Below are 25,183 nucleotides of genomic sequence, written 5' to 3' on the forward strand. Positions count from 1 at the left end.
CACAACGAGATTCACAATACCGCGTTGATCGCCTCGATGTAGGCGTCGGTCATCGCCTCCACCGTATAGTGCTTGTGCATGCGTTCGTAGCCGCGCTGCCCGATCGACGGCAATTCGTCGGGCTCCGCGAGGATGTCGGCCAAGCGCTCTCGCCATCCCGACACCGACACGGGGTCCACGAGGAATCCCGCCTTTCCGAAATCCAGCATCTCGGGTACGGCGCAAATCGCCGACGCCGCAACCGGTATCGACCGGGCCATCGCCTCGAGAATCACCAGCGGGAAAGCCTCGGAGCGGCTGGGAACACACAGCAGATCCGCATCGGCCAGCGCCGTCTCGGGGCCGGCTACCCAGCCGCGCCAGTGCACCCTGTCGCGCAGCTCCGCCGGCGTGCGTGCCTGCAGCTTCTCCCGGTCCGGGCCATCACCGAAAATCGATAGCTGCCAAGGCATATCGGTCAGTCCGGCGAGGGCCTCGACCAGCAGGTGCGGGTTCTTGTGCTCGAGGATGCGCGACAACATCACCAGGTGCAGCGGCTCGCCGGCGGTCCGGGTCCGGGTCGGTGGCACGGGATCGCCGGCCCGGGCGACGCCGTTGGGGGCGACGAAACGCCGGCCCCAGAGCCGATGCTGTGCGGCAAGCATGTCCCAGTGCCGTTGCGCCAGAACGATGAAACCGTCTGCCTGGCGCATGGCAACGGTCAGTGGCCGGGAATAGATGGGCCGGTCCTGTTCGGGAGGAACATGCGGTGCCACCAGCCAGCGCCGGCCCTTGCCGGCCGCGCGCCACAATGTCGCAAACCCCGCCTCGGTATTGGTGTCGGCGGTGATGAGCACGGTCGGGCCCTCTGGCACGTCGATCACCGGCGCCCACCAGGGCTGGCGCACGACGCGCACGGTCGGCGGGATCTCGGCGATCAACGGGCCGAACCGCTGCACGCAGACGATGGTGACCGAGTAGCCGCGCCGGTCCAATTCCGTTGCCAGCAATGCTTTTTGACGCTCGGCACCGCCGTACACCAGGCGGTTGCTGGAGATCACGATCGACGGCAGGTCGGTGCGGCGGGCGACGGGCACCTCGCGCCTGGAGCTCTGGACGCGCTGCAGCAGCGTGGTACCGGCCAGATACAGATCCGCGTGATGAACGCTCTTCTGGTGTTCGAGCAGTAGCGCGGTGTTGGTGCGCGCCAACTCCCGCTGGCGGCGGCGCTGGTCGCCCCGGCCGGTCGTCGGGCCGCCCCGATCGACGCCGAGCTCGTCGGCAAGCAGCAACCGCCAGCCCGCCGCGCGGGCCCGCGCCTGCCAGTCGGCCGTTTCGCCGTAGCCGAAGAACTCTTCGTCGAATCCGCCGATGGTGTTCCACGCCGCGCGGTTGATCGCCAGACAGGTACCGTCCAAATCGCCGTCGAGACTTTGTGATTCGAGCGGCTGTCGGGCATAGCGCGGTGAGATCGGCGTGCCGCGCAGCGAGTCGGAATGACCGGCGTCGGCCATCAGTGCCCGGGCGACGGTGTGGCGCCGGGTCGCGACGTCCCAGGGCCTGCGGCCGGCCGCCGGGCCGTCCTGGGCCATCGGCGAGACCGCCGCGACTTTCGGCCGACGCAGCAACTCCCGGGTGCGGGTCAAGGGCCCCAGCAGTCGGGCATCGGCACGAAGCAACAGCAGATCGGCGTCGGGAGGTGCGTGCTCGACCAGCGCGTTGAATGCCGCCGCGAAGCCACCATTCGCCGACCCCGGCACCCAGTGCACGGCCGGGTGCCGTGCGGCCAAGTCCTCGATGTCGTTGGCGCAGACATAGACTCCGAGCTCGGGTAGGTGCTCGGCGACGCTGGCCAGGCACGCCTGAAGCGACTCACCGGAGTGCGCGACGATCAGCACCGCGAGTGACCGCGTCGACGGCAGCGCGGCCGAGTCGCCGACCGGTTGCTTCAGATAGGACCGATCCAATTCATGCTTCATGCCGCGAGCTGACTCCGGCGCAGCGAGCTCAGGTCCGACCAGCGCAGCGGCCCGACGGCCGCGCTGGTGGCCAGGTAGACGGCCGCGCCGACCGCCAGGATGACAACCACGTGATGGCCCGAAAGCAGTAGTGTGACAACGACACTGGCGCCCGTCGGCACCAACACCCGCAGCAAGAAGACCATCGGTGTGCGGTAGCCGCAGTGCCGGTGCAGCCACCAGCTGCTGATCACCATGTTGAAGAACTCCGTGCACACCAGCGCGACGCCGGGCCCGATCGCACCGTAGCGCCCGGCCAGCCAGAGGTTGAGCCCGACGTTGAGCACCAGGGTGGCGATGGTCAACCAGAACAAGATCCGCTGATGGTGGCTGGCGACCAACCCCTGGCCGAGCGTGCCGCTGACGAATCGCAGTGCCGCAGCGACGAATAACAACGCCAGGGTCGGGGTCCCGCGGGCGACGAACGCCTGGTCGCCGAAGAGCCCGATCAACGGACCTGCCAGCAGCGCGCCGATCACCGCTACCGGAACCGCGACGAAGTACATCAACTCGACGCTGCGGCGCAGAAAGCCGGCGAACGCGACGACGTCACGCGCAAACAGCTCGGTGGCCGTCGACAGCGTCGACTTCAGGAAGATCAGCGACACCACGATGGTGTTGAAGGCGATCGTGAAGGCCAACCCGTACACACCGACCTCGGAGTGGGTGCTCAATAGCGACAGGATCACGCCGTCGGCGCGGCAGTACAGCAGCCCGACGACGAGGAATCCGATCAGCGGCAGGCTTTCCCGCAACAGGTCGGTGGCCTCCCGTGGCGCGAAGACCGGCCGCACCGAGATGTGGCGCATCGCGGCGGCGCCCTGGATCAGCAGTGCCACGGCGGGCGGAATGAGTTGTGCGACAGCGAACCAGATGACGTCGGCGCGCTGTGTCACCAGGATGGCGACCATGGCCAGTGCGCCGAGCCTGCCGACGACGTCGGAGATCGCTACGGCGGTGAACCGCACGGTGGCAAGAAACACCGGCTCGAACCGCGTCACCATGGTCTGCATCAGCAGCGCCCCGGACAGCACGATGAGCATCACCTGCACATCGGAGTCGTGATAGACCAGCAAGCCCGACCCGGCCGCCAGCAGCGCCAGCGGAAGGCAGTAGACCAGGGCCATACCGCTGTTGACGCGGACCAGGCGCTCGAGGTCGCCGCGGCCGGAGGTCACCCGCCGCACGATCACGGTGGCGATGCCGAGGTCGGCCAGGCTGGTCCACATGGCGATGAAGAGCATCGCGATGGAGAGCAGGCCGTAACGTCCGGGACCCAGATAGCGGGCGGTCATGGCCACCGACACCACCGAGGCCATCATCCCCAGCGCGCGGCAGATCAGCTGGATGGAGAACGCGTGAGCCACCCGCCGCAGCGGCACTGACGATACGACCGCACCGGGTGCCGTCGGCTCAGTCATGACTCCCTAGTATGCGCCGTGGCTTGTCAGAACGGCCTTCACGGTCTTGGCAATGATCATCAGGTCGCCCGCCATCGACCAGTTGTCGACGTAGGACAGATCCAACCGGACCGTTTGCTCCCAGGAAAGCTCTGAGCGACCGCTTACCTGCCACAATCCGCTGACGCCCGGCTTCACCAGCAACCGGCGCGCGACGTCGCCGTCGTAGTTCTCGACTTCCCGGCGCAGCGGCGGCCGCGGCCCGACGACACTCATGTCGCCCTTGATCACATTGATGAACTGCGGCAGCTCGTCGATGCTGAAGCGGCGCAGGATCCGGCCGACCGGCGTGACGCGGGGGTCGCGGCGCATCTTGAACAGCATGCCGCCGGCGCTCTCGTTGTGCGCCAGCAGCTGGTCGAGCTGCTTGTCGGCGCCCTCGGTCATCGTGCGGAACTTCAGCATGGTGAACGGGTGTCCGTCCATGCCGATGCGCTCGGACGGGTAGAAGACGGGGCCCTTACTGGTCAGCTTGATCGCGATCGCCGCGGCGATCAGCACCGGCGCCGTCGCGATCAGGGCGGCCAGGGAGAAGCAGAAGTCGAAGGCCTGCTTCTGAAAGCGCTGGGTGCCTTCGTATTGCGGCTTCTCGACGTGCAGCAGCGGCAACCCGGCGGTCAGCTGCAGGGTCAGTCGCGCTTCGGCGACGTCCATCACGCCGGGCGAGACGACCAGGTCGACGTCCTTGGTCTCCAACTGCCACATCAGTTCTCGGATCCCGCGGACCCCGAAGTGCTCGGTCCGCGTGACCGCCACGGTGTCGGCGCCGCACTGGTCGATCGCGTCCACCGCATGGCTTTCGTCGCCCAGGATCGGGACCTCGCGGCCGTCGACCACCAGGGTGTTGCCGCGCGACGGGCCGTATCCGGGAATGCAGACCCCGACCACGACGCAGCCCGCCCGGGGGTTGCGGGCCAGCTCGTGTGCCAGGTGCGCGACGGCCTGGCGATCGCCGACCGCGAGGACCTTGGTCTGGCATTGGCCGCGGGCCCGCTTACTGCCCAGGTGCTGGCGCCACAGGCTGCGGCTGGCCAGCAGTCCTAAGGTGCCGGCGGGCAGCGCGATCGCGAGGTAGCCGCGGGCCAGATCGACCTTGGCGAGCAGGGTGACCATCGCGATGATGCCGAACGTCCAGAACGATGCGCTGCCGATCCGGCGGTACTCGTCGATGCCCGACCCGATGATGCGCGGAGACCGCGTTTGGAACACCGCGAGAGCCGCCAGCCACAGCGCCGCGAAGAGAATCGAGAACAGCGTCATGACCGGGCCCGAGTAGGCCGAGGTCCGGGCCGGCGACTCCCCGAATCGGACGAGTTGGGCGAGCATGACCGATCCGGAGACGATCACCGTGTCGCTGACGCGCAGCCGTCCCGCGTACAGGTCCTGCCAGCGCCGCGCGGCCTTGCTGTCGGGCACCGCCACCATCTGGGTGGCCAACGCGGAACCAGGAAGTCGACCACCCGGCAACGAGATCATCCCTGTTGGCCTTCGCTTATACGGTGGCTGGTTGGGGCGCAACACCGTTACGGACGGTGCCGGAGACATTGGCATGATCATGGCTCGGCGTCCTTAGGTCGCACATGACGGGTAGGTCACCTGAAGAGCCGGCGCAGTGGCGGCGCCCCTCAGCATGATGCTGCGCTCACGATCGGCACCGGCCGCGGCGCGTATGCGGGCCAGCTCGCGTCCTCCTCGGAGATGACGGTGACCGGCAGTGGCCATTCGATTCCGAATTCCGCGTCGTTCCAGCGCAATCCTTGCTCGTCGGCCAGCTCACGGTGACCGCTGATCTGGTAGTTGACCTCGGTGTTGGCGGTCAGCGTCTGAAAGCCGTAGGCGACGAAGGGCGGCAGGAACAGCGCCCGGTGGTTGTCGGCGTTCAGCTCGACCATCATGTGGTCGCCGAAAGTCTGCGAATCGGGCCGGATGTCGACGACAGCGGCGGCGATGGCACCGCGGGTGCAGCGCACCAACCGGGACTCGACGAAGGGCGGCGCCTGAAAGTGCAGCCCCCGCACCGTGCCGCGGGTGTAGTTGAAGAACACATCCGTGTGGCTGACCTTGAACGTCAGGCCGTAACGATCGAATTCCTTGGCGCAGAATGACCGCGACGAAAAGCCGCGGTGGTCCCGCTGCGGTTCGAGGTCGACGATCGTGACGCCGGCGACCTTGGTTGGCGTGTACTTCACGTACCGCTCCCTCTGTACAAGACGGTCATAGAAGGCATTGCTTTACCGGCCTTATCCGGCGGCGAACGGCCGAGCCATCGCGGTGGGGATGAGGCCGTAGCGCGGAACCGGAGGGGTGCGCGGTGCGGTGCCTCGCGCCATGGGCAGTCCGCCCAGCATGTTCGGCATCGAGCTGCCGCCGACGGCGATGTTCGGCAGCGCCGCGGCCGCCATCGGGGCATGGGGGATCATGCTGGTCCACGCCGTGGGCACCGATATCGGGCCCAACGACGCGGCCGAGCCGAGGCTGCCCACCACGCTGGAGCCGATGCTCGGCAGCGCCGAGGCCGCACTCGCCGCACCCGACGCCGCACCTTGCGCGGCGGCGGCGGCGCCTTCCGCGGCGGTCCGGGCCATACCCTGCGCGGTTTGGGCCATCGACAGCACGGAGGACATCCCGTACAGCGGGGTTACTCCCGCCTGGAGATAGTTGGGCAGCTGGGACGTGAGGCTGGTCAGCGTGTCTGACACGGCCGTGCTGGTACCGGTCGAAACGGCGCTGGTACCGGTCGAAACGGTGCCGGTGGCGGGTGTGGTGAGCGCCTGCATCGTGGAAGGCACCTGGGAGACCAGATTCGCCAGATCGGCGTGCTGCAACCCGGTGGCGGCGCCGGCCTGGCCGACCGCGTTGCTCTGCGCGACCAACCCGGCGTCATCGGTGACCTTCGGCGGAACGTTGAACTGGGTGACGTCGCAGACGGCCACCGAGTTTCCGGCGTACTGGTACATCGCCGCGGCGTCCTGCGCCCACATCTCGCCGTATTCGGCTTCGTTGGCGGCGATCGCGGCCGAGTTCTGGCCGAAGAAGTTGGTGGACATCAGTGTCGCGAGCTGGACCCGGTTGGCCGTCACCGCCGGTGGCGGCACCGTCATCGCGAAGGCGGCTTCGTATATCTCGACGGCGAGCGTGGCGTGGCTGGCTGCCTCCTCGGCCCGCGCGGCTGCACCCGACATCCACGCCACATAGGGTCCGAACGCGGACGCCATGGTCAACGACGTCGGACCGAGCCACCGTCCGGTGGTCAATCCCGAGATCAGTGAGCGGTAAGAACTCGCCGCCGAGTGCAGCTCGGTGGCCAAGTTCGTCCAGGCCACCGCGGCCATGCTCAGCGAGCCGGGCCCTGGGCCGGCGTACATCCGTGCGGAGTTGACCTCCGGGGGCAGAGCGCCAAAGTCCATTGTCTGAACCCCTGGGTCAGCGAGCCGCGCGGGCCGGTGCGGCCTGGCGGATCGGCTGAGTGGTGACGAACGACATGTTTTCCATCCCCGAGAGGTTCGCTCTACAAACTGACGAGTCGATAATAACCCGAAAAACATACCAATAGTCAACGTTTTCGGGAGTGATGCTGACTACAAGTATCGCCGGCCTCGTGAACGCAGGCGTTAATGCCGAGACCCTGCTGCTAATCTCAGAGTCAGTTCTAATGTCGTCCCGAGAATCGCGGTGCGGGCTTGTTCGAACCGCTGAAGAGCCGAGGTGTGCGCCCTGCTCGAGGAAGGCACCATGATATGAACGCGATCAACCCAGCTCAGGGCCTCGCAGAGGGGACGCTTGCGGGCGTTGCGAGGTTCCGGTTTGGCGCTGGGTTGCCGCCGCTGACCGACGTTGATCGGCGATCCCCCGGTGCCGGAGAGCTGAGTTGTCCGCTTCGATGACGAGCCATTCATCCGACGGACGGGCCGATGCGACCCGCCGACACATCCTGCGCGCCGCATCGCACCAGTTCGCCCGGCGTGCCTACCACGAGGTGGGCCTCGACGACATCCTCGCCGAGGCCGAACTGACCAAGGGCGCGATGTACTTCCACTTCCGGTCGAAACACGCCCTGGCGGTCGCGATCATCGACCGGCAGACCGAGGCGGGCACCCTGGCCGTCCAGGACCTGGTGACGCGGGGTCTTTCGGGTCTGGAGACGCTGATCGACTTCTCGTACCTGATCGCCATTCAGGACATCAAGACCGACCAGGTCAGGGCGGGACTGAACCTGATCGAGTCGGTCGGGCGTTCGGAAGGCCTGCAGGAGAAGCTGCTGGATCAGTGGGTCAAAGCCCTGGGTGACGTCGTGCAACAGGCCATCGTCGAGGGCGACGTCGACGAACGATGTGAGCCGCTGGATGTGGGACGCATGATGGTGTCCCTGCACATGGGGCTGCGCAAGACCAGCAATCTGGACGATCCCGAGCGGTTCCTGCTCGACCTCGAAAAGTGCTGGGGCCTGCTGTTAGCCGGGATCCTGCAACCCGACCGGGACGACTACTTCCGCCAATTCCTGCGGCGACGTGGTGCGCTGGCGATCAACACCAGTTCAACCCCCGCCGATCCCTCGTCGACCTCCGACGACTCGTCGTAACCAGGGCGAACATCCCGGCTGGGCTTGCGACTGCTGTTAATCTTGATTCTGTTGCAGCGCAATGTGGGACGAGATCACCGTTATCTGCGCACTCGATGAAACGCCGGAGGAGCACGGGTAATGGCGCGCCAGGTCCGGTCTGAGGTCACCCGGCGAAAGATCCTTAACGCGGCCATCGATGTGTTCGGCGAGGTCGGCTATTCGGCCGCCGGCTGGGGCACCATCATCGAACGCACCGGGATGACCAAAGGTGCCCTCTACCACCACTTTGATTCCAAAGAGTCCCTCGCGTCGGCCATCATCGATGAGGGCGCCGACGCGCTGCTGAACGCGTTCCGGAACGTGTGTGTGAAGGCGTCACCGGGGCTCGAAAACCTGCTGCATGGCACGTTCACGATCGTCGGGATGCTGAGCTCGGACCAGACCGCCCGCGCCGCCGAGCAGCTGACCTGCACGTTGCGCGGTTTCAACCAAGCGGCGGGCCACTTCTGCGCGGGCATGGTTGAGCTGCTGGCCGCCGAGGCCAGGCGGGCGATCGCGGAGGGCGACCTGCGGCAAGACCTCAATCCCGAGTGGGTCAGCGAGACGATCGTCGGCGCCATGTTCGGCGCCCGGGCGCTGGCCGACGCGATAGCCGGCCTGGATAACGACGGCGGCGTCACCGGTGACCTGGAGCGCTTGACCCGGGTATCGGAACTCTTGCTTCCCGGCATTGTCTCGGAAGCGTCGCTGGCGTACTTCCGCCAGTTCCTTTCCCGCGAAGCCATGCGGCATGCCCGGCCCCCTGCGGTACGTCGGGACAGCGCCGCGGTCTCGGAAATCGGGTGAACCTGGGCAAAAGCCCAGCGCGAGCCTCGGCCCGCCGCTTCGACTGCGCGCCGTTTCGACAACGTACCGAAAGAATGCATACTGTTCCGGTGGTGTACCAGAAGTATGTAGCCAGGCTTGCCGCTCTGGCCGGTGTGATCGGATTCCTGGTCCTGAGCGCCCCGCCCGCGGGCGCCGCGCCCTCGGATGCGGGTACGACGACGGACTCGCTGACCCTGTCGCTGGCCGACCTCGGGTCTGCACCCAACCTGGAATTCTGGGGCCTGACCAGCACGCAAGTCCTGACCGTGCCGGTATTGCGCGGGCTGACGCCGACCGCGCTGAACACCACCGTCGAGCTGCCGATCAATCTGCGGACCGGCACGCTCACCGTGAGCCAGGACCAGCGCACCCTGGCGCGGCTGAACCTGCCCGGCGCGGACAATTCACCACTTGTCATCCCGCTGGCCGGTGCCGAAGTGGTCGACAACTGGCTGACGATCACGTTGCGGACCTACCTGGTGCCGCAAGATGGGGTCTGCCTGTACCCGGAAAGCCCGCTGCGCCTGACCAGTCCGTCGATCAGCTACACCGGCGTCGAACAGCCGCCCACCACGGTGGCGCACTTCTTGCCGCCGGTGCTGAAGAAGCTGAGCATCTACCTGCCACCATCGCCGTCGGCCTCCGAGTCCGACACGGCCATCCAGCTGGCCGCCTCGGCCGCCTCGCGCTATGGCAGGCAAAACCCCGAGATCGTCGTCGTCCCATTGGCCGAAGGACAGGTTGCGCCGCCGGGCCCGCCGCAATCGTTGGAACGCCAGATCGTCGTCAAAGAGGGGTCGGACAACGGGCTGGCCCTGCAAGGCTCCGGCGCGGCGACGTACCTGTTGATGTCGGGACCGCTGGGCGAGGCCGACGAATCCGACACCGCCGTGCTGTTCAATGACCTGTCCCAGCTGGCGGTTTCGTCCAAGGCCGTCGTGGATCAACTCAAGCCCAACCCGCAACAGCCCGGCGACAGCACGACCATGCGCGACCTCGGGCAGACCGTCGCCAACGCCACCTCGCTGCAGCCGCGGGTGTCCATCGGGTTGGATCAGACCCGGTTCGGCAGATCCATCCGCAACGTGCGCGTGCATCTGCAGGGCTCCTACACACCGACGCCGTCCAACATCGGCGGTCAGATCACGGTCAACATCGGCCCGGAGACCATCGATCACTTCCCGACCGACGGCCACGGCACCATCGACCGCTGGGTGGATGTGCCCGACCGGCTGCTGCAGCGCTACACCAGCCTTGATGTGGTGCTCGATGTGGCGAGCAACGTCGGACACTGCGGGGACTTCTACACCGCCGGGCCCGGAAACCAACTACTGGCGCTGAACATCAACGGCGACACCACCATTGAGAGCAAGCCCGCCGCACCGCCGGTGCCCGACGGCTTCCAGTCGCTGCCCCAGGCGCTGATGCCCCGGGTCCAGGTGGGCATCGAGGCCCACTCGCTGCCGGACACCCTGCGCGCCGTCAGCCTCATGGTGGGTCTGCAGCGAATCAGCTCGACGCCGATCTACACCCATGTGACGAGCGTGCAGCAGGCCATCGATTCCTCGAATCCCGCGATCCTGATTTCGGCCGACGGGTGGAACCATTCCAACGTCGTGCTCCCGGTGTCGGCCGGGCCCAGCGGGCCCATCACGGTCAACGCCTACACCGCCGACGGCAAACCGACCACGCTCGCGCTGGATCCGGTGATGAAATTCGCTTCTCTCCAAACGGTTTTCAACCATGGCCGGTCACTGCTGGTCGCGACGTCCAACGGCACCTCCGCTCAGGTCGACGAGCTGATCCGGTGGCTCGGCGCCGATAACAAGCGCTGGCAGCGGCTCAAGGGTGTCGCGGTGGTGGCCGTGGCCGGACAGGAACCCGTCACCGTCGAACACTCGCCGACGGCCGGTCCGGTCAACGCACCCGAGGACCACTCCGACCTGGGGTGGCTCTGGTGGGTGGGCGGCGCGTGGCTCGCGGTGACCGTCGTCGGTGCCGGCGTGATCGTGCTGCGAGCCCGGCGCTGATCGGCCCGCTCAGCGGGACGCTAGCGCTCGTCGTCCCACAGTTGCTCGGTCAGGTCCTGGAAGGTCGCCAGGGCGAATCGGTCGTCGGCGCGCATTCCCACTGACTTGCTCATCAGCGCACGCACGACCGAGCCGTCCTTGTGTGCCAATTCGACGACCTCGTTCGCCAGGGCATGGACCACCGACAGCAGCGAGGACTCCGAGTCGGGAGCCCGGTGGAAAACCTCGCCGAAGCGCAGCGCCAGCACCTCGTCGGATTCGTAGCCCACCATTTCCGCGAATGCGGTGTTGGTGAACAAGATCGCGCCGTCGTCGCCGACCGCCAGCACCGGGACCGGAATCCGCTCCAGCACCACCAGGGCAGGCAACTGCTTCAAGGTGGTCATCGGCGATTGATTGTGCTGGTGCCGATTCTGTCGTCGCTCCACAGAGCGATTATGGTCTATGCCAGAGGTCATGTTGCACATATTTCCTGTCGCGTGCCCTGACGGCGGTTGCTGCCATTCGTTTTTCGCTCACTCGTTTTCCGAAACCGGCTGGTACCGGGGGAATACGCCGGTGGGCGCCGGCAGCACCGAGCCAGGGGTTAGCCGCGCACCGATCGCGGCAAACGTTCGCTGGTCGGCGGCCTGCCCGAGCAGGTCCAGCAGCTTGCCGGCGGACTCTGGCATCACCGGCGCAACCAGCAGTGCCGCGATGCGGACCGCCTCGCAGGTCGTGTAGAGCACGGTCCGAAACCGCACCTGGTCCGCCTCGGATTCGCTCTTGCGCAACACCCACGGCTGCTCGGCCGAAAAGTATCTGTTCGCCTCGCCCAGCATCAGCCAGATCGCCTCGAGCGCCAAGTGCATCGCCTGCTCGTCGAAATTCGCGCGCACCCGCTCCAACAACGCGTCGGCCGTCGCGAGCAGGTTGGAGTCGGCGGCGGTGAACTCGCCCGGTTCGGGCATCACCCCGTCGAGGTTCTTGGCGATCATCGACAAAGACCGCTGCGCCAGGTTCCCCAACTCGTTGGCCAGATCGGTGTTGATCCGGTTGATGATGGCCTCTTCGCTGTAGCCGCCGTCCTGGCCGAACGGCACCTCGCGCAGCAGGAAGTAGCGCAGCTGATCCACGCCGAACGCGTCCACCAGCGCCACCGGGTCGATGGTGTTGCCCACCGATTTGCTCATCTTCTCGCCGCGGTGGTGCAAGAACCCGTGCGCGTAAACCCTTCTCGGCAGCTCGATTCCGGCCGACATCAAAAAGGCCGGCCAGTAGACCGCGTGGAACCGGATGATGTCCTTGCCGATCATGTGCAAATCGGCGGGCCAGTAGCGGCGGAACAACTCCGAGTCGGTGTCGGGGAATCCGGCGCCGGTCAGGTAGTTGGTCAGGGCGTCGACCCAGACGTACATGACGTGGTCGGGGTGCTCGGGCACCTGCACGCCCCAGTCGAAGGTGGTTCGCGAGATCGAGAAATCGGTCAGCCCGCCCGAGACGAAGCTGACGACCTCGTTGCGCCGCACCTCGGGTCCGATGAAGTCGGGGTTGGCCTCGTAGTGGGCGAGCAGCTTGTCGGCGTAGGCCGAGAGCCGGAAGAAGAAGGTCTGCTCCTTCTCGCTCCAGGTCACCGGCGCGCCGGTCTCGGTGGCGATACGGGTCCCGTCGACGACCTCGGTTTCCGAGTCGCTGAAGTAGCGCTCGTCGCGCACCGAGTACCAACCGGAATAGGTCGCCAGATAGATGTCTCCGGCGGCCTGCATGCGGCGCCAGATCTCCTTGGACGCCTCGTGGTGGTCGGCATCGGTGGTGCGGATGAAGCGGTCGAACGAAATGTTCAGGGCTTCCTGCATGCGTTGGAAGACATCGGAATTGCGCCGGGCCAGCTCGGCGGTCGGTACCCCCGCGGCGGCCGCGGTCTCGGCGACTTTCTGGCCGTGCTCGTCGGTCCCGGTCAGGAAGCGCACGTCGAAACCGTCGAGCCGCTTGAAGCGGGCGATCGCGTCGGTCGCGATGTATTCGTAGGCATGACCCACGTGCGGCGCACCGTTTGGATACGCGATCGCAGTAGTGACGTAATAGGGCCTCATTGAGATTCACCCTATTGTGTGCGCGTGAGCTCCAGCCGACCTGGTAAACGAGAAGCGCCACCCGCCCCGGAGCCGCTGGCACCCCTGATCGATGCGCACACTCACCTCGACGCATGCGGCGCCGACGACGCCGATGGGGTGGTGGCCATCGTCGACCGCGCCGCCGCGGTGGGGGTGGGCGCCGTCGTGACGATCGCCGACGACCTGGACTCGGCGCGCTGGGCGGTGCGGGCGGCGGGCTGGGACCCGCGCGTGTACGCCGCGGTGGCGTTGCACCCGACGCGCGCCGACGCCCTCGACGGCGCCGCGCGCGCCGAAATCGAGCGGCTGGTGGCCGATCCCCGCGTGGTGGCCGTGGGGGAGACCGGGATCGATCTGTACTGGCCCGGTCGGCTGGACGGCTGCGCCGCGCCCGATGTGCAGCGGGAGGCCTTCGCGTGGCATATCGACCTGGCCAAGCGGTGCGGCAAGCCGCTGATGATTCACAACCGGGACGCCGACGCCGCGGTGCTCGACGTGCTGGACGCCGAGGGCGCGCCCGACACCGTGATCTTCCACTGCTTTTCGTCCGACAGCGCGATGGCCCGTCGCTGCGCCGAAGCCGGGTGGTTTGTCAGCCTGTCCGGGACGGTGAGCTTCCGTAACGCCCGCGCGCTGCGCGAGGCCGTGCCGCTGGTTCCGGCCGAACAGCTGCTGGTGGAAACCGACGCGCCGTTTTTGACACCACATCCTTATCGCGGCGCACCCAACGAGCCGTATTGCCTTCCTTATACTGTTCGTGCGATCGCGGAGCTGCTCGATCGCCCGGCGGAGGAACTAGCCCGAATCACCACGAGCAATGCCGGGCGGGTCTACGGACTCGTCGAATCGGGCGGGTGATTTCCACAACACATTCGCGCCGGAGTTGCTCCAGGTTGACCGGTTCGTTACCGTCTTGTGATCGAATCGTTGGTTTATTGCACTGTTGTCGAATGTTGCTGGGTAGGTCGTTAAGTGGTTGCTGAGGTCGGGATAGGCGCGCGTTGACTGTACTGAGAAGGCTTCATCAGACCCCATCGCCGATGTTGCGGCTCGTCGTATCAGGGCTGCTTTTAGTACTCGCACTGGCCGGCGGTTTCGCGGTCTCGGTGTCCAAGACGGTGACGTTGACCGTCGACGGCATCGCGATGCGGGTGACGACGATGAAGTCGAAAGTGATCGACATCGTCGAAGAGAACGGCTACGTCGTCGACCAACGCGACGACCTGTACCCCGCCGCCGACGTGCAGATTCACAACGCGGACAAGATCACCCTGCGCCGCAGCCGGCCACTGCAGATCTCGCTGGACGGCAGCGACACCAAGCAGGTGTGGACGACGGCCTCCACCGTCGACGAGGCGCTGGCCCAGCTCGCGATGACCGACACCGCCCCGGCAGCCGCCTCGCGCGCCAGCCGAGTTCCGCTGGCCGGCATGGCCCTGCCGGTCGTCAGCGCCAAGAGCGTCCAGATCAACGACGGCGGCAACGTCCGCATGGTGCACCTGCCGGCGCCGAACGTCGCGGGATTGCTGAATGCGGCGGGCGTGCCGCTGCAAGACAGCGACCAGGTGGTGCCCGCCGCGACGGCGCCGATCGTCGACGGCATGCAGATCCAGGTGACGCGTAACCGCATCGAGAAGGTCACCGAGCGAGTCCCGTTGGCGCCCAACGCACGCAAGGTCGAAGACCCCGACATGAACATGAGCCGCCAGGTTGTCGAGGACCCGGGTAGCCCGGGCACCCAAGACGTGACCTACGCGGTGGCCACGGTCAACGGCGTCGAGACCGGCCGGCTGCCGATCGCCAACATCGTGATTGCGCCGGCCCGCGACTCGGTGGTGCGGGTGGGCACCAAGCCCGGCACCGAGGTGCCGCCGGTGACCGATGGATCCATCTGGGATGCCATCGCCGGCTGCGAGGCCGGCGGAAACTGGGCGATCAACACCGGTAACGGCTATTACGGCGGCGTGCAGTTCGATCAAAGTACCTGGGAACGCAACGGCGGGCTGCGGTTTGCCCCGCGGGCCGACCTCGCCAGCCGCGACGAGCAGATCACGGTCGCCGAGGTGACCAGGGAGCGCCAGGGCTGGGGCGCGTGGCCGGTGTGCAGCGGAAGAGCCGGTGCGCGCTGACAATCCAGCTGCTCGGACGAACCGATATCAGGCGGCTGGCCAAAGAACTTGAGTTTCGGCCACGAAAATCGTTGGGCCAGAACTTTGTCCACGACGCCAATACGGTCCGGCGGATAGTTTCGACCTCCGGAATCGGTCGAGCCGACCACGTCCTGGAGGTCGGCCCGGGTCTCGGCTCGCTCACACTGGCGCTGCTCGACCGCGGTGCCACTGTCACCGCCGTCGAAATCGACCCGGCGCTCGCCGAGCGGCTGCCGCAGACCGTCGGCCAGCACTCACACAGCGAGATCCAACGGCTCACGGTGCTCAACCGCGACGTGTTGAACCTGCGGCGCGACGAGCTGGCCCCAAGCCCGACAGGCCCAACAGCCTTAGTCGCGAATCTGCCCTACAACGTCGCGGTCCCGGCGTTGCTGCATCTGCTCGCCGAATTCCCGACCATTGCGACCGTCACCGTGATGGTGCAGGCCGAGGTCGCCGAGCGGCTGGCCGCCGAGCCGGGCGGCAAGGAGTACGGCGTGCCCAGCGTCAAGGTGCGCTTCTTCGGGCGGGTTCGCCGGTGCGGCACGGTGTCGCCGACCGTGTTCTGGCCGGTGCCCCGCGTCTACTCCGGACTGGTCCGCATCGACCGGTACGACAGCGCGCCGTGGCCCACCGACGACGCCTTCCGGCGCCAGGTATTCGAGTTGGTCGACATCGCCTTCGCGCAACGGCGCAAGACGTCTCGCAACGCGTTCTCGGAGTGGGCGGGCTCGGGCAATGAATCGGCAAATCGCTTGCTGGCGGCCAGCATTGATCCCGCCCGCCGCGGCGAGACGCTGTCCATCGACGACTTCGTCCGGCTGCTGCGCCGGTCCGGCGACCCCGCGCACCCGCAGGCTTTCGGCAGCTGACTGCGCCCCTTCTAAGGCGCCTGGTAAGGCGCAGTTGCGTGTGGTTCGCGTGCCACAGCGATAGTCTGCTGCCGTGGCGGTGGTTGGGGATGTCTGACGGCAGCACCGCGGCGCAGTGGGTGCCCACCGGGTCCGTCACCGTCCGCGTGCCCGGAAAGGTCAACCTGTACCTCGGGGTCGGCGATCGGCGCGATGACGGGTATCACGAGCTGACGACCGTGTTTCACGCCGTCTCGCTGCTCGACGAGCTGACCGTGCGCAATGCCGACGTCTTGTCACTCGAGCTGGTCGGCGAGGGTGCCGACAAGCTGCCCACCGACGAACGCAACCTGGCCTGGCAGGCGGCCGAGCTGATGGCCGAACACGTCGGCCGCGCGCCCGACGTCTCGATCATGATCGACAAATCCATCCCGGTGGCCGGCGGTATGGCGGGCGGCAGCGCCGATGCGGCGGCGGTGCTGGTCGCGATGAACTCGCTGTGGGAGCTCAACGTGCCGCGCCGCGATCTGCGCATGCTGGCCGCGCAGCTGGGCAGCGACGTGCCGTTCGCCCTGCACGGTGGCACCGCGTTGGGCACCGGGCGCGGTGAGGAGCTGGCCACGGTGCTTTCCCGCAACACCTTCCACTGGGTGCTGGCCTTCGCCCACGGCGAGCTGCTCACGCGAAAGGTGTTCGGCGAGCTTGACCGGCTCCGGGAAACCGCGGACACGCCGCGGCTCGCCGAGCCCGGGCCGGTGCTGGCCGCGTTGGCCGCCGGCGATCCCGAGCAGCTGGCGCCGCTGCTGGGCAATGAATTGCAGGCGGCCGCGGTCAGCCTGAATCCCGCGCTGCGGCGCACGCTGCGCGCCGGTGCAGAGGCGGGGGCGCTGGCCGGCATCGTGTCCGGCTCGGGCCCGACGTGCGCATTCCTGTGCACCTCGGCGGTCTCGGCGGTTGACGTCGGCACGCACCTGTCCGGTGCCGGGGTGTGCCGCACGGTGCGCGTCGCCAGCGGTCCGGTACCGGGCGCCCGTGTGGTCCCGACACCGATGACCGACGACTGAACAAGCTGTGAAATCGGACTCAAATTGCCGAAATGGTGGGTTGTTACTTAAGAGGAGTTTAAGATAACTCGCGGTGACGACTATCGATCAGCTCGAGGATTCGGTCTGGCCGTCCGCCGGAAGTCGCGGTGGACGGCCGATTGATCGATGCTGGCCGGGCTTGACGGGCCGGGGTCGTCGTGCTGATCGGGCAACCCGATACGGGGTTGCTGGCCAATCACTATTTCGAGATCTAACCGCTTCCCAACTGTGCTCGCGCGCCTGCTGCAAAGTCTTGCCTGGCGAGCGGAACATGAAATTTCGGGTCTTGGGGATAGCGCCGGAACCGAGGAGGTTTGCGTGAGCAGGTTTACCGAGAAGATGTTCCACAACGCGCGCGTCTCGAAGAAGGGCATGGTCACCGGTGAACCCCACGAGCCTGTTCGCCACACCTGGGGCGAGGTCCACGAGCGCGCGCGTTGTATCGCGGGCGGCCTGGCCGCCGCGGGCATCGGCCTCGGTGACGCCGTCGGCGTGCTCGCCGGCTATCCGGTAGAGATCGCCCCCACCGCACAGGGCTTGTGGATGCGCGGTGCCAGCCTGACCATGCTCCACCAGCCCACCCCGCGCACGGATCTGGCCGTGTGGGCCGAGGACACGATGAACGTCATCGGCATGATCGAGGCGCAGGTCGTGATCGTCTCCGAGCCCTTCCTGGTCGCGATTCCGGTGCTGGAAGCGAAGGGCATCAAGGTCCTCACCGTCACCGACCTGCTGGCGTCCGAGCCGATCGACCCCGTCGAGGTGGGCGAGGACGACCTGGCGCTGATGCAGCTGACGTCGGGTTCGACCGGCTCGCCGAAGGCCGTCCAGATCACGCACCGCAACATTTACTCCAACGCCGAGGCGATGTTCATCGGCGCGCAGTACGACATCGACAAAGACGTGATGGTCAGCTGGCTGCCCTGCTTCCACGACATGGGCATGGTCGGCTTCCTCACCATTCCGATGTACTTCGGCGCGGAGCTGGTCAAGGTCACGCCGATGGACTTCCTGCGCGACGCGCTGCTGTGGGCCAAGCTGATCGACAAGTACCAGGGCACCATGACCGCGGCGCCCAACTTCGCCTACGCGCTGCTGGCCAAGCGGTTGCGTCGCAATGCCAAGCCCGGTGAGTTCGACCTGTCGACCCTGCGCTTCGCGCTGTCGGGCGCCGAGCCCGTCGAGCCCGCCGATGTCGAGGATCTGCTCGACGCGGGCAAGCCGTTCGGCCTGCGGTCCTCGGCGATCCTGCCGGCTTACGGTATGGCCGAGACGACGCTGGCGGTGTCGTTCTCGGAGTGCAACGCCGGCCTCGTCGTCGACGAGGTCGACACCGACCTGCTGGCCGCCCTGCGCCGGGCCGTGCCCGCCACCAAGGGCAACACCCGCCGGCTGGCGACGCTCGGTCCACTGCTCAAGGATCTTGAGGCCCGCATCATCGACGAGCAGGGCAACGTGATGGCCCCGCGCGGCGTCGGCGTGATCGAGCTGCGCGGCGAGTCGCTGACCCCGGGCTACCTGACCATGGGCGGCTTCATCTCCGCCCAGGACGAGCACGGCTGGTACGACACCGGAGACCTCGGCTACATCACCGAAGAAGGCCACATCGTGGTCTGCGGCCGCGTCAAGGACGTCATCATCATGGCCGGCCGTAACGTCTACCCGACCGACATCGAGCGGGCCGCCTGCCGCGTCGACGGTGTCCGCCCGGGCTGCGCCGTGGCGGTTCGCCTGGACGCCGGCCACTCACGCGAGTCGTTCGCCGTCGCGGTCGAGTCCAACGCGTTCCAGGACCCGGCCGAGGTGCGCCGGATGGAACACGAGGTCGCCCGCGAGGTGCTCAAAGAGGTCGACATGCGGCCCCGCAACGTCGTGGTGCTCGGTCCGGGCACCATCCCGAAGACGCCGTCGGGCAAGCTGCGCCGGTCCACCTCCGTCACGCTGGTCACCACCAGGTAGCTGCTCGGCTTTCCGCTAGCGGCCCCTCTTTTTCGCCGAGTGTGCGCTGACGGCGGCGACACGCCGTACCACGCCGCCCTGGACGCGCACTCGACGTGGACGATCGCCGTGGGCGCGCACTGAACGTGAATTACCAGGCGTGCACGCGGTTCTGCGCGGCCTCTAACCCCAGTTCGATCAGCAACTCGGTGGCGTCGGCGGCCTGCTCGCAGATCGTCGGGACTTCGGGCCGCTCGCCGGCGGTGAAATTCTCCAGCACGAACGCCGCCGGATCCTTGCGTCCGGGCGGACGCCCGATCCCGATGCGCACCCGCTGAAAGTCCTTGGTGCCCAACGCCGAGGCCACCGAACGCAGCCCGTTGTGGCCGCCTTCGCCGCCGCCGAGCTTGAGCCGGATGCGACCGAAGTCGAGGTCAAGTTCGTCGTGGACGACGATGATGTCGGCCGGCGGCACGGAGTAGAACTTGGCCAGCGGGCCGACCTGGCGGCCGGACTCGTTCATGTAGCAGCGCGGCTTGGCCAGCAGCACCGAGTGCCCGGCGAGCCGACCGCTGACCACTTCGGCGCCGGAGCGCTTGTGCAGCTTGAACTTTGAGCCCAGTCGCGCGGCGAGTAGGTCGGCGACCATGAACCCGAGGTTGTGCCGGGTGCGGGCGTAGTTGTCTCCGGGATTGCCCAGGCCGACCACCAAAAGAGGATCGGCCACCTCGACGGCCGCCTACTCGGACTCTTGGTCGGAGGTGTCGCCCTCGCCCGCCTCTTCCTCGGCGGCTGCGGCGGCCTCGCCGGTGTCGCCCGAGCCCTCTTCCTCGAGATCGGCGGCGGTAGGCGCGTTCACGACGTTGACCACCAGCATCTCCGGGTCGGAGACCAGGTTGACGCCCGAGGGCAGTGTGATCTGTCCGGCGGTGAACTGCGTGCCGGGCGGGGCGTCTTGGACCGACACGGTCAACTGCTCGGGAATCGACAGGGCCTCGGCCTCGATCTCGATGGTGTTGGTCTCCTGGGTGACCAGGGTGTCCGGTCCGGCCTCGCCCTCGATCACGACGTTGACCTCGACGTTGACCTTCTCGCCGCGACGCACGACCAGCAGGTCGGCGTGCTGAATGGTGCGGCGGATCGGGTGGATGTCGAGCACCTTGGTCAACGCAAACTGTTCCTTGCCGGCGATGTTGAGAGTCAGCACCGCGTTGGTGCCGGAGTGCCGCAGCACGGCCGCGAAGTCACGCCCGGGCAATTCCAGGTGCTGGGGGTCGGCGCCGTGGCCGTAGAGGACGGCGGGAATCTTGCCGTCGCGGCGGGCCCGCCGCGACGCGCCCTTGCCCGTCTCGGTTCGCACCGTGGCCGTGAGTTGGTTGACTGCGGACTTCGCCATCGTGTCGCTCCTGTGTGCTCTGTACCTAGGTTTCCAGGCACGGCCAGGATCGCGACATATGTCGATCTCCGTCGATAACGGTGCCGGCTAGACGCCTGCCACCCTCGCCGTGACGCCCGGCAAGGTTAGCGCATCGGCGCCTCAGAGCGGAAATTTGATGCCGGTGAGCTGCTCGGATAGGTCCCAGAGCGCGGTCGCGGTGGTCGGATCCTGAGCATGCCGGCTGCGGCTGACGGGTTGGGTTCGGCCGATCCAGCCGAACTTAGGGCCGATGAACGTGTCGCCGGGCAGGTCCTGCGACGCGGCGTACAGCGTTTGCTGCGCGCCGAACTCGGGGCTGGTGGCAACCACCCGGGTCACTGCCGACATCATCGCGTCGCCCAGCTTGCGGCCCGTGGCGCCCTGCAAGTTGGTGTGCGAGTAACCGGGATGGGCCGCCAGGGAGCGCAGCGGTGAACCGGCCAGCTTGAGCCGGCGCTGCAGCTCACTGGTGAACAGCAGGTTGGCCAGCTTCGATTGGCTGTAGGCCAGCCAGGGCGAATAGCGCCGGTTCTTCCAGTTGATGTCGTCGAAGTCGATCCGGCCGGGCCAGTGCGCCATCGATGTCAGCGTCACCACCCGGTCGGTCAGCTTGGGGAGCAACAGGTTGGTCAGCGCGAAATGACCGAAGTGGTTTGTGCCCATCTGGCTCTCGAAGCCGTCAGCGGTCAGGGCGAACGGGGCAGCCATGATGCCGGCGTTGTTGATCAGCACGTCGGCCTTGTCGAGGCCCTCGGCGAACAGGTGGATCGACGTCAGGGCCTGCAGATCGAGTTGCCGCACCTCGACCTGGCCGCGCATGTCGCGAGCGGCCTTCTCACCCTTGCGTGGGTCGCGGACGGCCATGATGACCGTCGCGCCGACTCGGGCCAGCTCACGTGCGGTGATGGCACCCAGCCCACTGTTGGCGCCGGTGACAATCACGGTGCGCCCGGCGAATGACGGCAGATCGGCGGCGGTCCAGTCGGTCATGAGTGACAACCCTAGTGAACTTCCCCGGCTTGGCTAGTGCCTGATCACTTAGCGGCGACGACGAATCCGTGGATGATCGTGTCGATGTCGGTCGACTGCGCGGCGGCCTGGTCGGCCAGGCCGGTGATCGTGAGCTGAACGAGGTAGCGCTGCTTGGCCGGCGGCGACCCGGTCGGCAGCACGATCCGGTTCCAACTGTGCAGCCGGGTGCCGTTGTCGCCGTTATAGCTGCCCTGGATCATCGCCGAGGGAAAGCCGTTGTAGGGCTCCGTCGAGGAGTCCAATTGCTTGAAGTTGTCGAACAATTGGGCATCGTCGTTGCCATGCTTGATGACCTGTGCCGGGTCGAAGTCCCCGCTGAGGGCGAACACCACCAGCCGCGCGGTCGGATACTTCTTGTCCTTGGCCAGGATCACCGTCTCGGGCGTGATATGCGGATCCGTGAACGCCGACCAGCCCGGCGGTGTCGGTATCGACACCTTTAGATCGGTCAGGGCGCTCGGCGCCACCTGCTTGCCCGTCACGCCGATGCTGTTCAGATACTGCGACAAGGGAACCGGTTTCTCGACCGTAGTGGTGGTCGTCGCCGTCGAACTCGTCGTCCAAACCGTGGAGTAGTCAGGAGCTTTCGGGCCACAACCGGCCACCGGGAGCATGGCCGTCGTCAGCGCGGTAATGGAGGCGGCGGCCGCAAGCCGTCTCACAGAATCTCGTGGACCGCGTCGATCGGACGGGCCAGCCGGGTGCCGTTGGCCGTCACGACGAACGGGCGCTCGATCAGGATGGGATGTTCGGCCATCGCGTCGAGCAACTGATCGTCCGTTGCGTCGACGAGGTTCAGTTCGGCATACAGCGATTGACGCTTACGCACCGCGGTGCGTACTTCGATTCCCGCGTCGCGGATCATCTTCTTGAGTTCGGCGCGCGACGGCGGAGTCTTCAGGTACTGAACAACTTCTGGCTCTAAACCGTTGTCCCGCAACAAGTCCAGCGTCTTGCGCGAGGTGCTGCACTTGGGATTGTGGTAGATGACAGCCTCGGCAGCCATCTAGGCGTCTCCGTCGAATAGTCCTGTGACAGAACCATTTTCGAAGACAGCGCGAATCGTGCTGGCCAGCAATGGCGCGATCGACAACACCGTCAGCTGAGGAAAGCGCTTCTCCTCGCCGATCGGCAGCGTGTTGGTGACGATGACCTCGCGGGCGCCGCAGGAGGCCAGCCGCTCGGCGGCCGGCTCCGACAGCACACCGTGGGTGGCCGCGACGATCACGTCGCTGGCACCGTCGGAGCGCAGCAGGTTCACCGCGCCGGCGATCGTGCCGCCGGTGTCGATCATGTCGTCGATCAGTACGCAGGTGCGGCCGTCGACCTCACCGACGACGCGGTTGGAGACGACCTGGTTGGGCACCCGCGGGTCGCGAGTCTTGTGAATGAAGGCCAGCGGGACGCCACCCAACGAATCGGCCCACTTCTCGGCGATGCGCACCCGGCCGGAGTCGGGGGAGACCACGACCATGTTGCCGTCGGGGTAGTTGTCCTTGATGTAGGTCGTGAGCAGGGTCTGGCCGCGCATGTGGTCGACGGGCCCGTCGAAGAAACCCTGGATCTGGTCGGTGTGCAGGTCGACGGTCACGATCCGGTCGGCCCCCGCGGTCTTGAGCAGGTCGGCGACCAGCCGGGCCGAGATCGGCTCGCGGCCGCGATGCTTCTTGTCCTGCCGGGCGTAGGGATAGAACGGCATGACGGCGGTGATCCGCTTGGCGCTGCCCCGCTTCAGCGCGTCGATCATGATCAGCTGTTCCATCAGCCAGTTGTTCACCGGCGCCGGATTCGACTGCAGCACGAAGGCGTCGCACCCGCGCACCGACTCGTGGAAGCGCACGAAGATCTCGCCGTTGGCGAACTCCCGCGCCGTCTGCGCGGTGACGTGTACGTCCAGTTCCTTGGCGACCTGCTCGGCCAGCTCGGGGTGCGCCCGGCCGGAGAACAGCATCAGATTTTTGCGGTTATCGGTCCAGTCGTGGCTCACCGTGCTGCCCTCGCCGTTCGGGATCGAAATTGGAAATGCCCATCGTACGTAGCGAATGGTACGGAAGGACGGCCGGGTTGCCAGGCACCAAATTCATGGTGTCTATTCGGGTGCGGACGGCCCAGACGCCGTCCTAGATTGCTGAGCGGCTTTGTCCGCTGCCTCCGCGGCCGCACTGCCTGGACGTTTCCGCTGCACCCAGTTCTCGATGTTGCGTTGCGGGCCGGCGGAAACGGCCAGCGCCCCCGGCGGCACATCGTCACGCAACACGGTGCCCGCGCCGGTGTAGGCGCCGTCGCCGACGGTCACCGGTGCGACGAACATGGTGTCCGAGCCGGTGCGGACGTGTGAGCCGACGGTGGTGCGCCGTTTGGTCTCCCCGTCGTAGTTGACGAACACGCTGGACGCCCCGATGTTGCTGTGCTCGCCGATGTCGGCGTCGCCGACGTACGTCAAGTGCGGCACCTTGGTGCCGGTCCCGATGTTGGAGTTCTTGACCTCGACGAAGGCGCCGAGCTTGCCGTCGGCTCCCAGCACCGTGCCGGGCCGCAGGTAGGTATACGGGCCGACCGTCGCGCCGCCGCCGATCGCCGCCGAGTCGCCATGGGTGCGGACCACCGAGGCGCCGTCGCCGACGGTGACGTCGGTCAGCGTGGTGTCGGGGCCGACGACGCAGCCACCCCCGATCCGGGTGCGGCCCAGCAGCTGGGTCGCGGGGTGGACGACGGTGTCGCGGCCGATCGTCACGTCGACGTCGATCCAGGTGGTGGCCGGATCGATCACCGTCACGCCGGCCATCTGATGGGCGGCGACGATGCGGCGGTTGAGCTCGGCGCCCAGCGCGGCGAGCTGGACGCGGTTGTTCACCCCGGCCACCAGCGCGCTGTCGTCGACGTGGCGGGCGTGCACGGGCCGGCCGTCGCCGCGCAGGATCGCGATGACGTCGGTCAGGTACAGCTCCTGCTGGGCGTTGTCGGAGCTCAGCCGGCCGAGAGCCGAGCGCAGCGCCACGGCGTCGAAGGCGTAAACACCGGCGTTGACCTCGCCGATCTTGCGCTGCGAGTCGGACGCGTCGGCTTCCTCGACGATCGCCATCACTTGGCCTTTTTCGGGGCCGTCCTGGGTGCGCAGAATGCGGCCATAGCCGAACGGATCGCGCAGCGTGGTGGTCAGCACCGTCGCGGCGGCCGACGCCGCGTTGTGGGTCGCGATCAGATCGGCCAGGGTGTCGGCGTCCAGCAGCGGGGTATCGCCCGAGGTGATCACGACGACGCCGGCGTAGTCCTGCGGCAGCGCGGACAGGCCGCAGAGCGCGGCGTGGCCGGTGCCGCGGGGGCGGTCCTGCAGGGCGACGTCGATCGGACGGCCGAGGGTCTCGGCGAGGTCGGCGACGATGGGCGCGATGCGCTGGTGCTCGTGGCCGAGCACCACGACCAGCCGCTGCGGCGCCACCTTGGCGATCGCGTGGATTGAATGCGACAACATGCTGCGGCCGGCGATCGCGTGCAGCACCTTGGGGGTATCCGAGCGCATCCGGGTGCCTGGCCCGGCCGCTAAAACGACGACCGCAATGTCACCGCGAAACGACATCGATTCTCCTCGTGCTGTGTCCCACGCCGGGCGGAACGCCGCAGCGCCGCCACGTCGTCAAGACTGTCATTCACCTGCACCGGTGGCAAAAATCTCATCCCGTGCCCCCTGGCAAGACAAGCAAC

22 protein-coding genes are annotated in these 25,183 nt (G+C 67.0%); 8 read left to right on the forward strand and 14 right to left on the reverse strand.

What is annotated here, in order from left to right; translation table 11 throughout:
• Window positions 1-11 precede the first annotated feature (11 nt).
• The 5 genes from SKC41_RS13080 to SKC41_RS13100 form a co-directional block, all read right to left on the reverse strand.
• Window positions 12-1,958, reverse strand: a complete 1,947-nt coding sequence (locus SKC41_RS13080; protein ID WP_330977970.1) for a glycosyltransferase — start codon at window positions 1,956-1,958, stop codon at window positions 12-14.
• On the reverse strand, window positions 1,955-3,418 hold the full coding sequence (locus tag SKC41_RS13085; RefSeq protein ID WP_330977971.1) for a flippase: 1,464 nt from the start codon (window positions 3,416-3,418) through the stop codon (window positions 1,955-1,957). Before SKC41_RS13085 ends, SKC41_RS13080 begins: the two co-directional genes overlap by 4 nt.
• Window positions 3,419-3,424: 6 nt before the next feature.
• On the reverse strand, window positions 3,425-4,933 hold the full coding sequence (locus SKC41_RS13090) for a sugar transferase (RefSeq protein ID WP_442931602.1): 1,509 nt from the start codon (window positions 4,931-4,933) through the stop codon (window positions 3,425-3,427).
• Window positions 4,934-5,082: 149 nt separating this feature from the next.
• Window positions 5,083-5,646 (reverse strand): dTDP-4-dehydrorhamnose 3,5-epimerase family protein, encoded by a 564-nt coding sequence (locus SKC41_RS13095; protein WP_330977972.1) that lies wholly within the window; start codon window positions 5,644-5,646, stop codon window positions 5,083-5,085.
• A gap of 51 nt (window positions 5,647-5,697) precedes the next feature.
• On the reverse strand, window positions 5,698-6,864 hold the full coding sequence (locus tag SKC41_RS13100) for a PPE family protein (RefSeq protein ID WP_330977973.1): 1,167 nt from the start codon (window positions 6,862-6,864) through the stop codon (window positions 5,698-5,700).
• Window positions 6,865-7,337: 473 nt separating this feature from the next.
• Between SKC41_RS13100 and SKC41_RS13105 the strand changes: the two genes are divergently transcribed.
• The 3 genes from SKC41_RS13105 to SKC41_RS13115 all read left to right on the forward strand — a co-directional run bounded on the left by SKC41_RS13105 (window position 7,338) and on the right by SKC41_RS13115 (window position 10,915).
• Window positions 7,338-8,036, forward strand: a complete 699-nt coding sequence (locus tag SKC41_RS13105; RefSeq protein ID WP_330977974.1) for a TetR/AcrR family transcriptional regulator — start codon at window positions 7,338-7,340, stop codon at window positions 8,034-8,036.
• Between the two features lie 120 nt (window positions 8,037-8,156).
• Entirely contained in the window at window positions 8,157-8,864 is a 708-nt protein-coding gene (locus tag SKC41_RS13110) for a TetR/AcrR family transcriptional regulator (RefSeq protein ID WP_330977975.1), read from the forward strand.
• 74 nt (window positions 8,865-8,938) lie between these two features.
• Window positions 8,939-10,915 (forward strand): hypothetical protein, encoded by a 1,977-nt coding sequence (locus SKC41_RS13115; protein WP_330977976.1) that lies wholly within the window; start codon window positions 8,939-8,941, stop codon window positions 10,913-10,915.
• 20 nt (window positions 10,916-10,935) lie between these two features.
• On the opposite strand, the gene SKC41_RS13120 is transcribed toward SKC41_RS13115, so the two are convergent.
• Together SKC41_RS13120 and metG are read right to left on the reverse strand one after the other, a co-directional pair.
• Complete coding sequence (locus SKC41_RS13120) at window positions 10,936-11,301, reverse strand: PAS domain-containing protein (protein ID WP_330977977.1); 366 nt, start codon at window positions 11,299-11,301, stop codon at window positions 10,936-10,938.
• Window positions 11,302-11,430: 129 nt separating this feature from the next.
• Window positions 11,431-12,987, reverse strand: a complete 1,557-nt coding sequence (gene metG, locus SKC41_RS13125) for a methionine--tRNA ligase (protein ID WP_330977978.1) — start codon at window positions 12,985-12,987, stop codon at window positions 11,431-11,433.
• A gap of 18 nt (window positions 12,988-13,005) precedes the next feature.
• On the opposite strand from metG, the gene SKC41_RS13130 reads away from it, so the two are divergent.
• The 5 genes from SKC41_RS13130 (at window position 13,006) to SKC41_RS13150 (ending at window position 19,053) form a co-directional block, all read left to right on the forward strand.
• Window positions 13,006-13,866, forward strand: coding sequence for a TatD family hydrolase (locus tag SKC41_RS13130; RefSeq protein WP_330977979.1), 861 nt, complete (start codon window positions 13,006-13,008; stop codon window positions 13,864-13,866).
• A 143-nt stretch (window positions 13,867-14,009) separates the two neighbouring features.
• A complete protein-coding gene (locus SKC41_RS13135; protein ID WP_330977980.1) occupies window positions 14,010-15,137 on the forward strand; it encodes a transglycosylase family protein in 1,128 nt (375 codons plus the stop codon).
• The gene (gene rsmA / locus SKC41_RS13140) at window positions 15,101-16,030 is read left to right on the forward strand and encodes a 16S rRNA (adenine(1518)-N(6)/adenine(1519)-N(6))-dimethyltransferase RsmA (RefSeq protein WP_330977981.1); all 930 of its coding nucleotides are present in this window, start codon (window positions 15,101-15,103) and stop codon (window positions 16,028-16,030) included. Before SKC41_RS13135 ends, rsmA begins: the two co-directional genes overlap by 37 nt.
• A gap of 89 nt (window positions 16,031-16,119) precedes the next feature.
• Window positions 16,120-17,073 (forward strand): 4-(cytidine 5'-diphospho)-2-C-methyl-D-erythritol kinase, encoded by a 954-nt coding sequence (locus tag SKC41_RS13145; RefSeq protein ID WP_442931603.1) that lies wholly within the window; start codon window positions 16,120-16,122, stop codon window positions 17,071-17,073.
• A 339-nt stretch (window positions 17,074-17,412) separates the two neighbouring features.
• A complete protein-coding gene (locus SKC41_RS13150) occupies window positions 17,413-19,053 on the forward strand; it encodes a fatty acyl-AMP ligase (RefSeq protein WP_330977982.1) in 1,641 nt (546 codons plus the stop codon).
• 130 nt (window positions 19,054-19,183) lie between these two features.
• Here SKC41_RS13150 and pth read toward each other — a convergent pair whose 3' ends face one another.
• The 7 genes from pth to glmU form a co-directional block, all read right to left on the reverse strand.
• Entirely contained in the window at window positions 19,184-19,759 is a 576-nt protein-coding gene (pth, locus tag SKC41_RS13155) for an aminoacyl-tRNA hydrolase (protein ID WP_330977983.1), read from the reverse strand.
• 12 nt (window positions 19,760-19,771) lie between these two features.
• Window positions 19,772-20,428: a 50S ribosomal protein L25/general stress protein Ctc gene (locus SKC41_RS13160; protein ID WP_330977984.1), complete on the reverse strand. Its 657-nt coding sequence runs from the start codon at window positions 20,426-20,428 to the stop codon at window positions 19,772-19,774.
• Window positions 20,429-20,569: 141 nt separating this feature from the next.
• Window positions 20,570-21,439 carry an oxidoreductase gene (locus tag SKC41_RS13165; protein ID WP_330977985.1) on the reverse strand — a complete coding sequence of 290 codons (870 nt, stop codon included), beginning with the start codon at window positions 21,437-21,439 and terminating at the stop codon, window positions 20,570-20,572.
• 44 nt (window positions 21,440-21,483) lie between these two features.
• Entirely contained in the window at window positions 21,484-22,095 is a 612-nt protein-coding gene (locus tag SKC41_RS13170) for an LpqN/LpqT family lipoprotein (protein WP_330978873.1), read from the reverse strand.
• A 44-nt stretch (window positions 22,096-22,139) separates the two neighbouring features.
• Window positions 22,140-22,487: an arsenate reductase (glutaredoxin) gene (gene arsC / locus SKC41_RS13175; RefSeq protein ID WP_330977986.1), complete on the reverse strand. Its 348-nt coding sequence runs from the start codon at window positions 22,485-22,487 to the stop codon at window positions 22,140-22,142.
• Entirely contained in the window at window positions 22,488-23,468 is a 981-nt protein-coding gene (locus SKC41_RS13180; RefSeq protein ID WP_330977987.1) for a ribose-phosphate diphosphokinase, read from the reverse strand.
• A gap of 102 nt (window positions 23,469-23,570) precedes the next feature.
• Entirely contained in the window at window positions 23,571-25,058 is a 1,488-nt protein-coding gene (gene glmU, locus SKC41_RS13185) for a bifunctional UDP-N-acetylglucosamine diphosphorylase/glucosamine-1-phosphate N-acetyltransferase GlmU (protein ID WP_330977988.1), read from the reverse strand.
• Between the last annotated feature and the right edge of the window lie 125 nt (window positions 25,059-25,183).

This window comes from Mycobacterium sp. 050128 (genome assembly GCF_036409155.1).
Lineage (GTDB): Bacteria > Actinomycetota > Actinomycetes > Mycobacteriales > Mycobacteriaceae > Mycobacterium.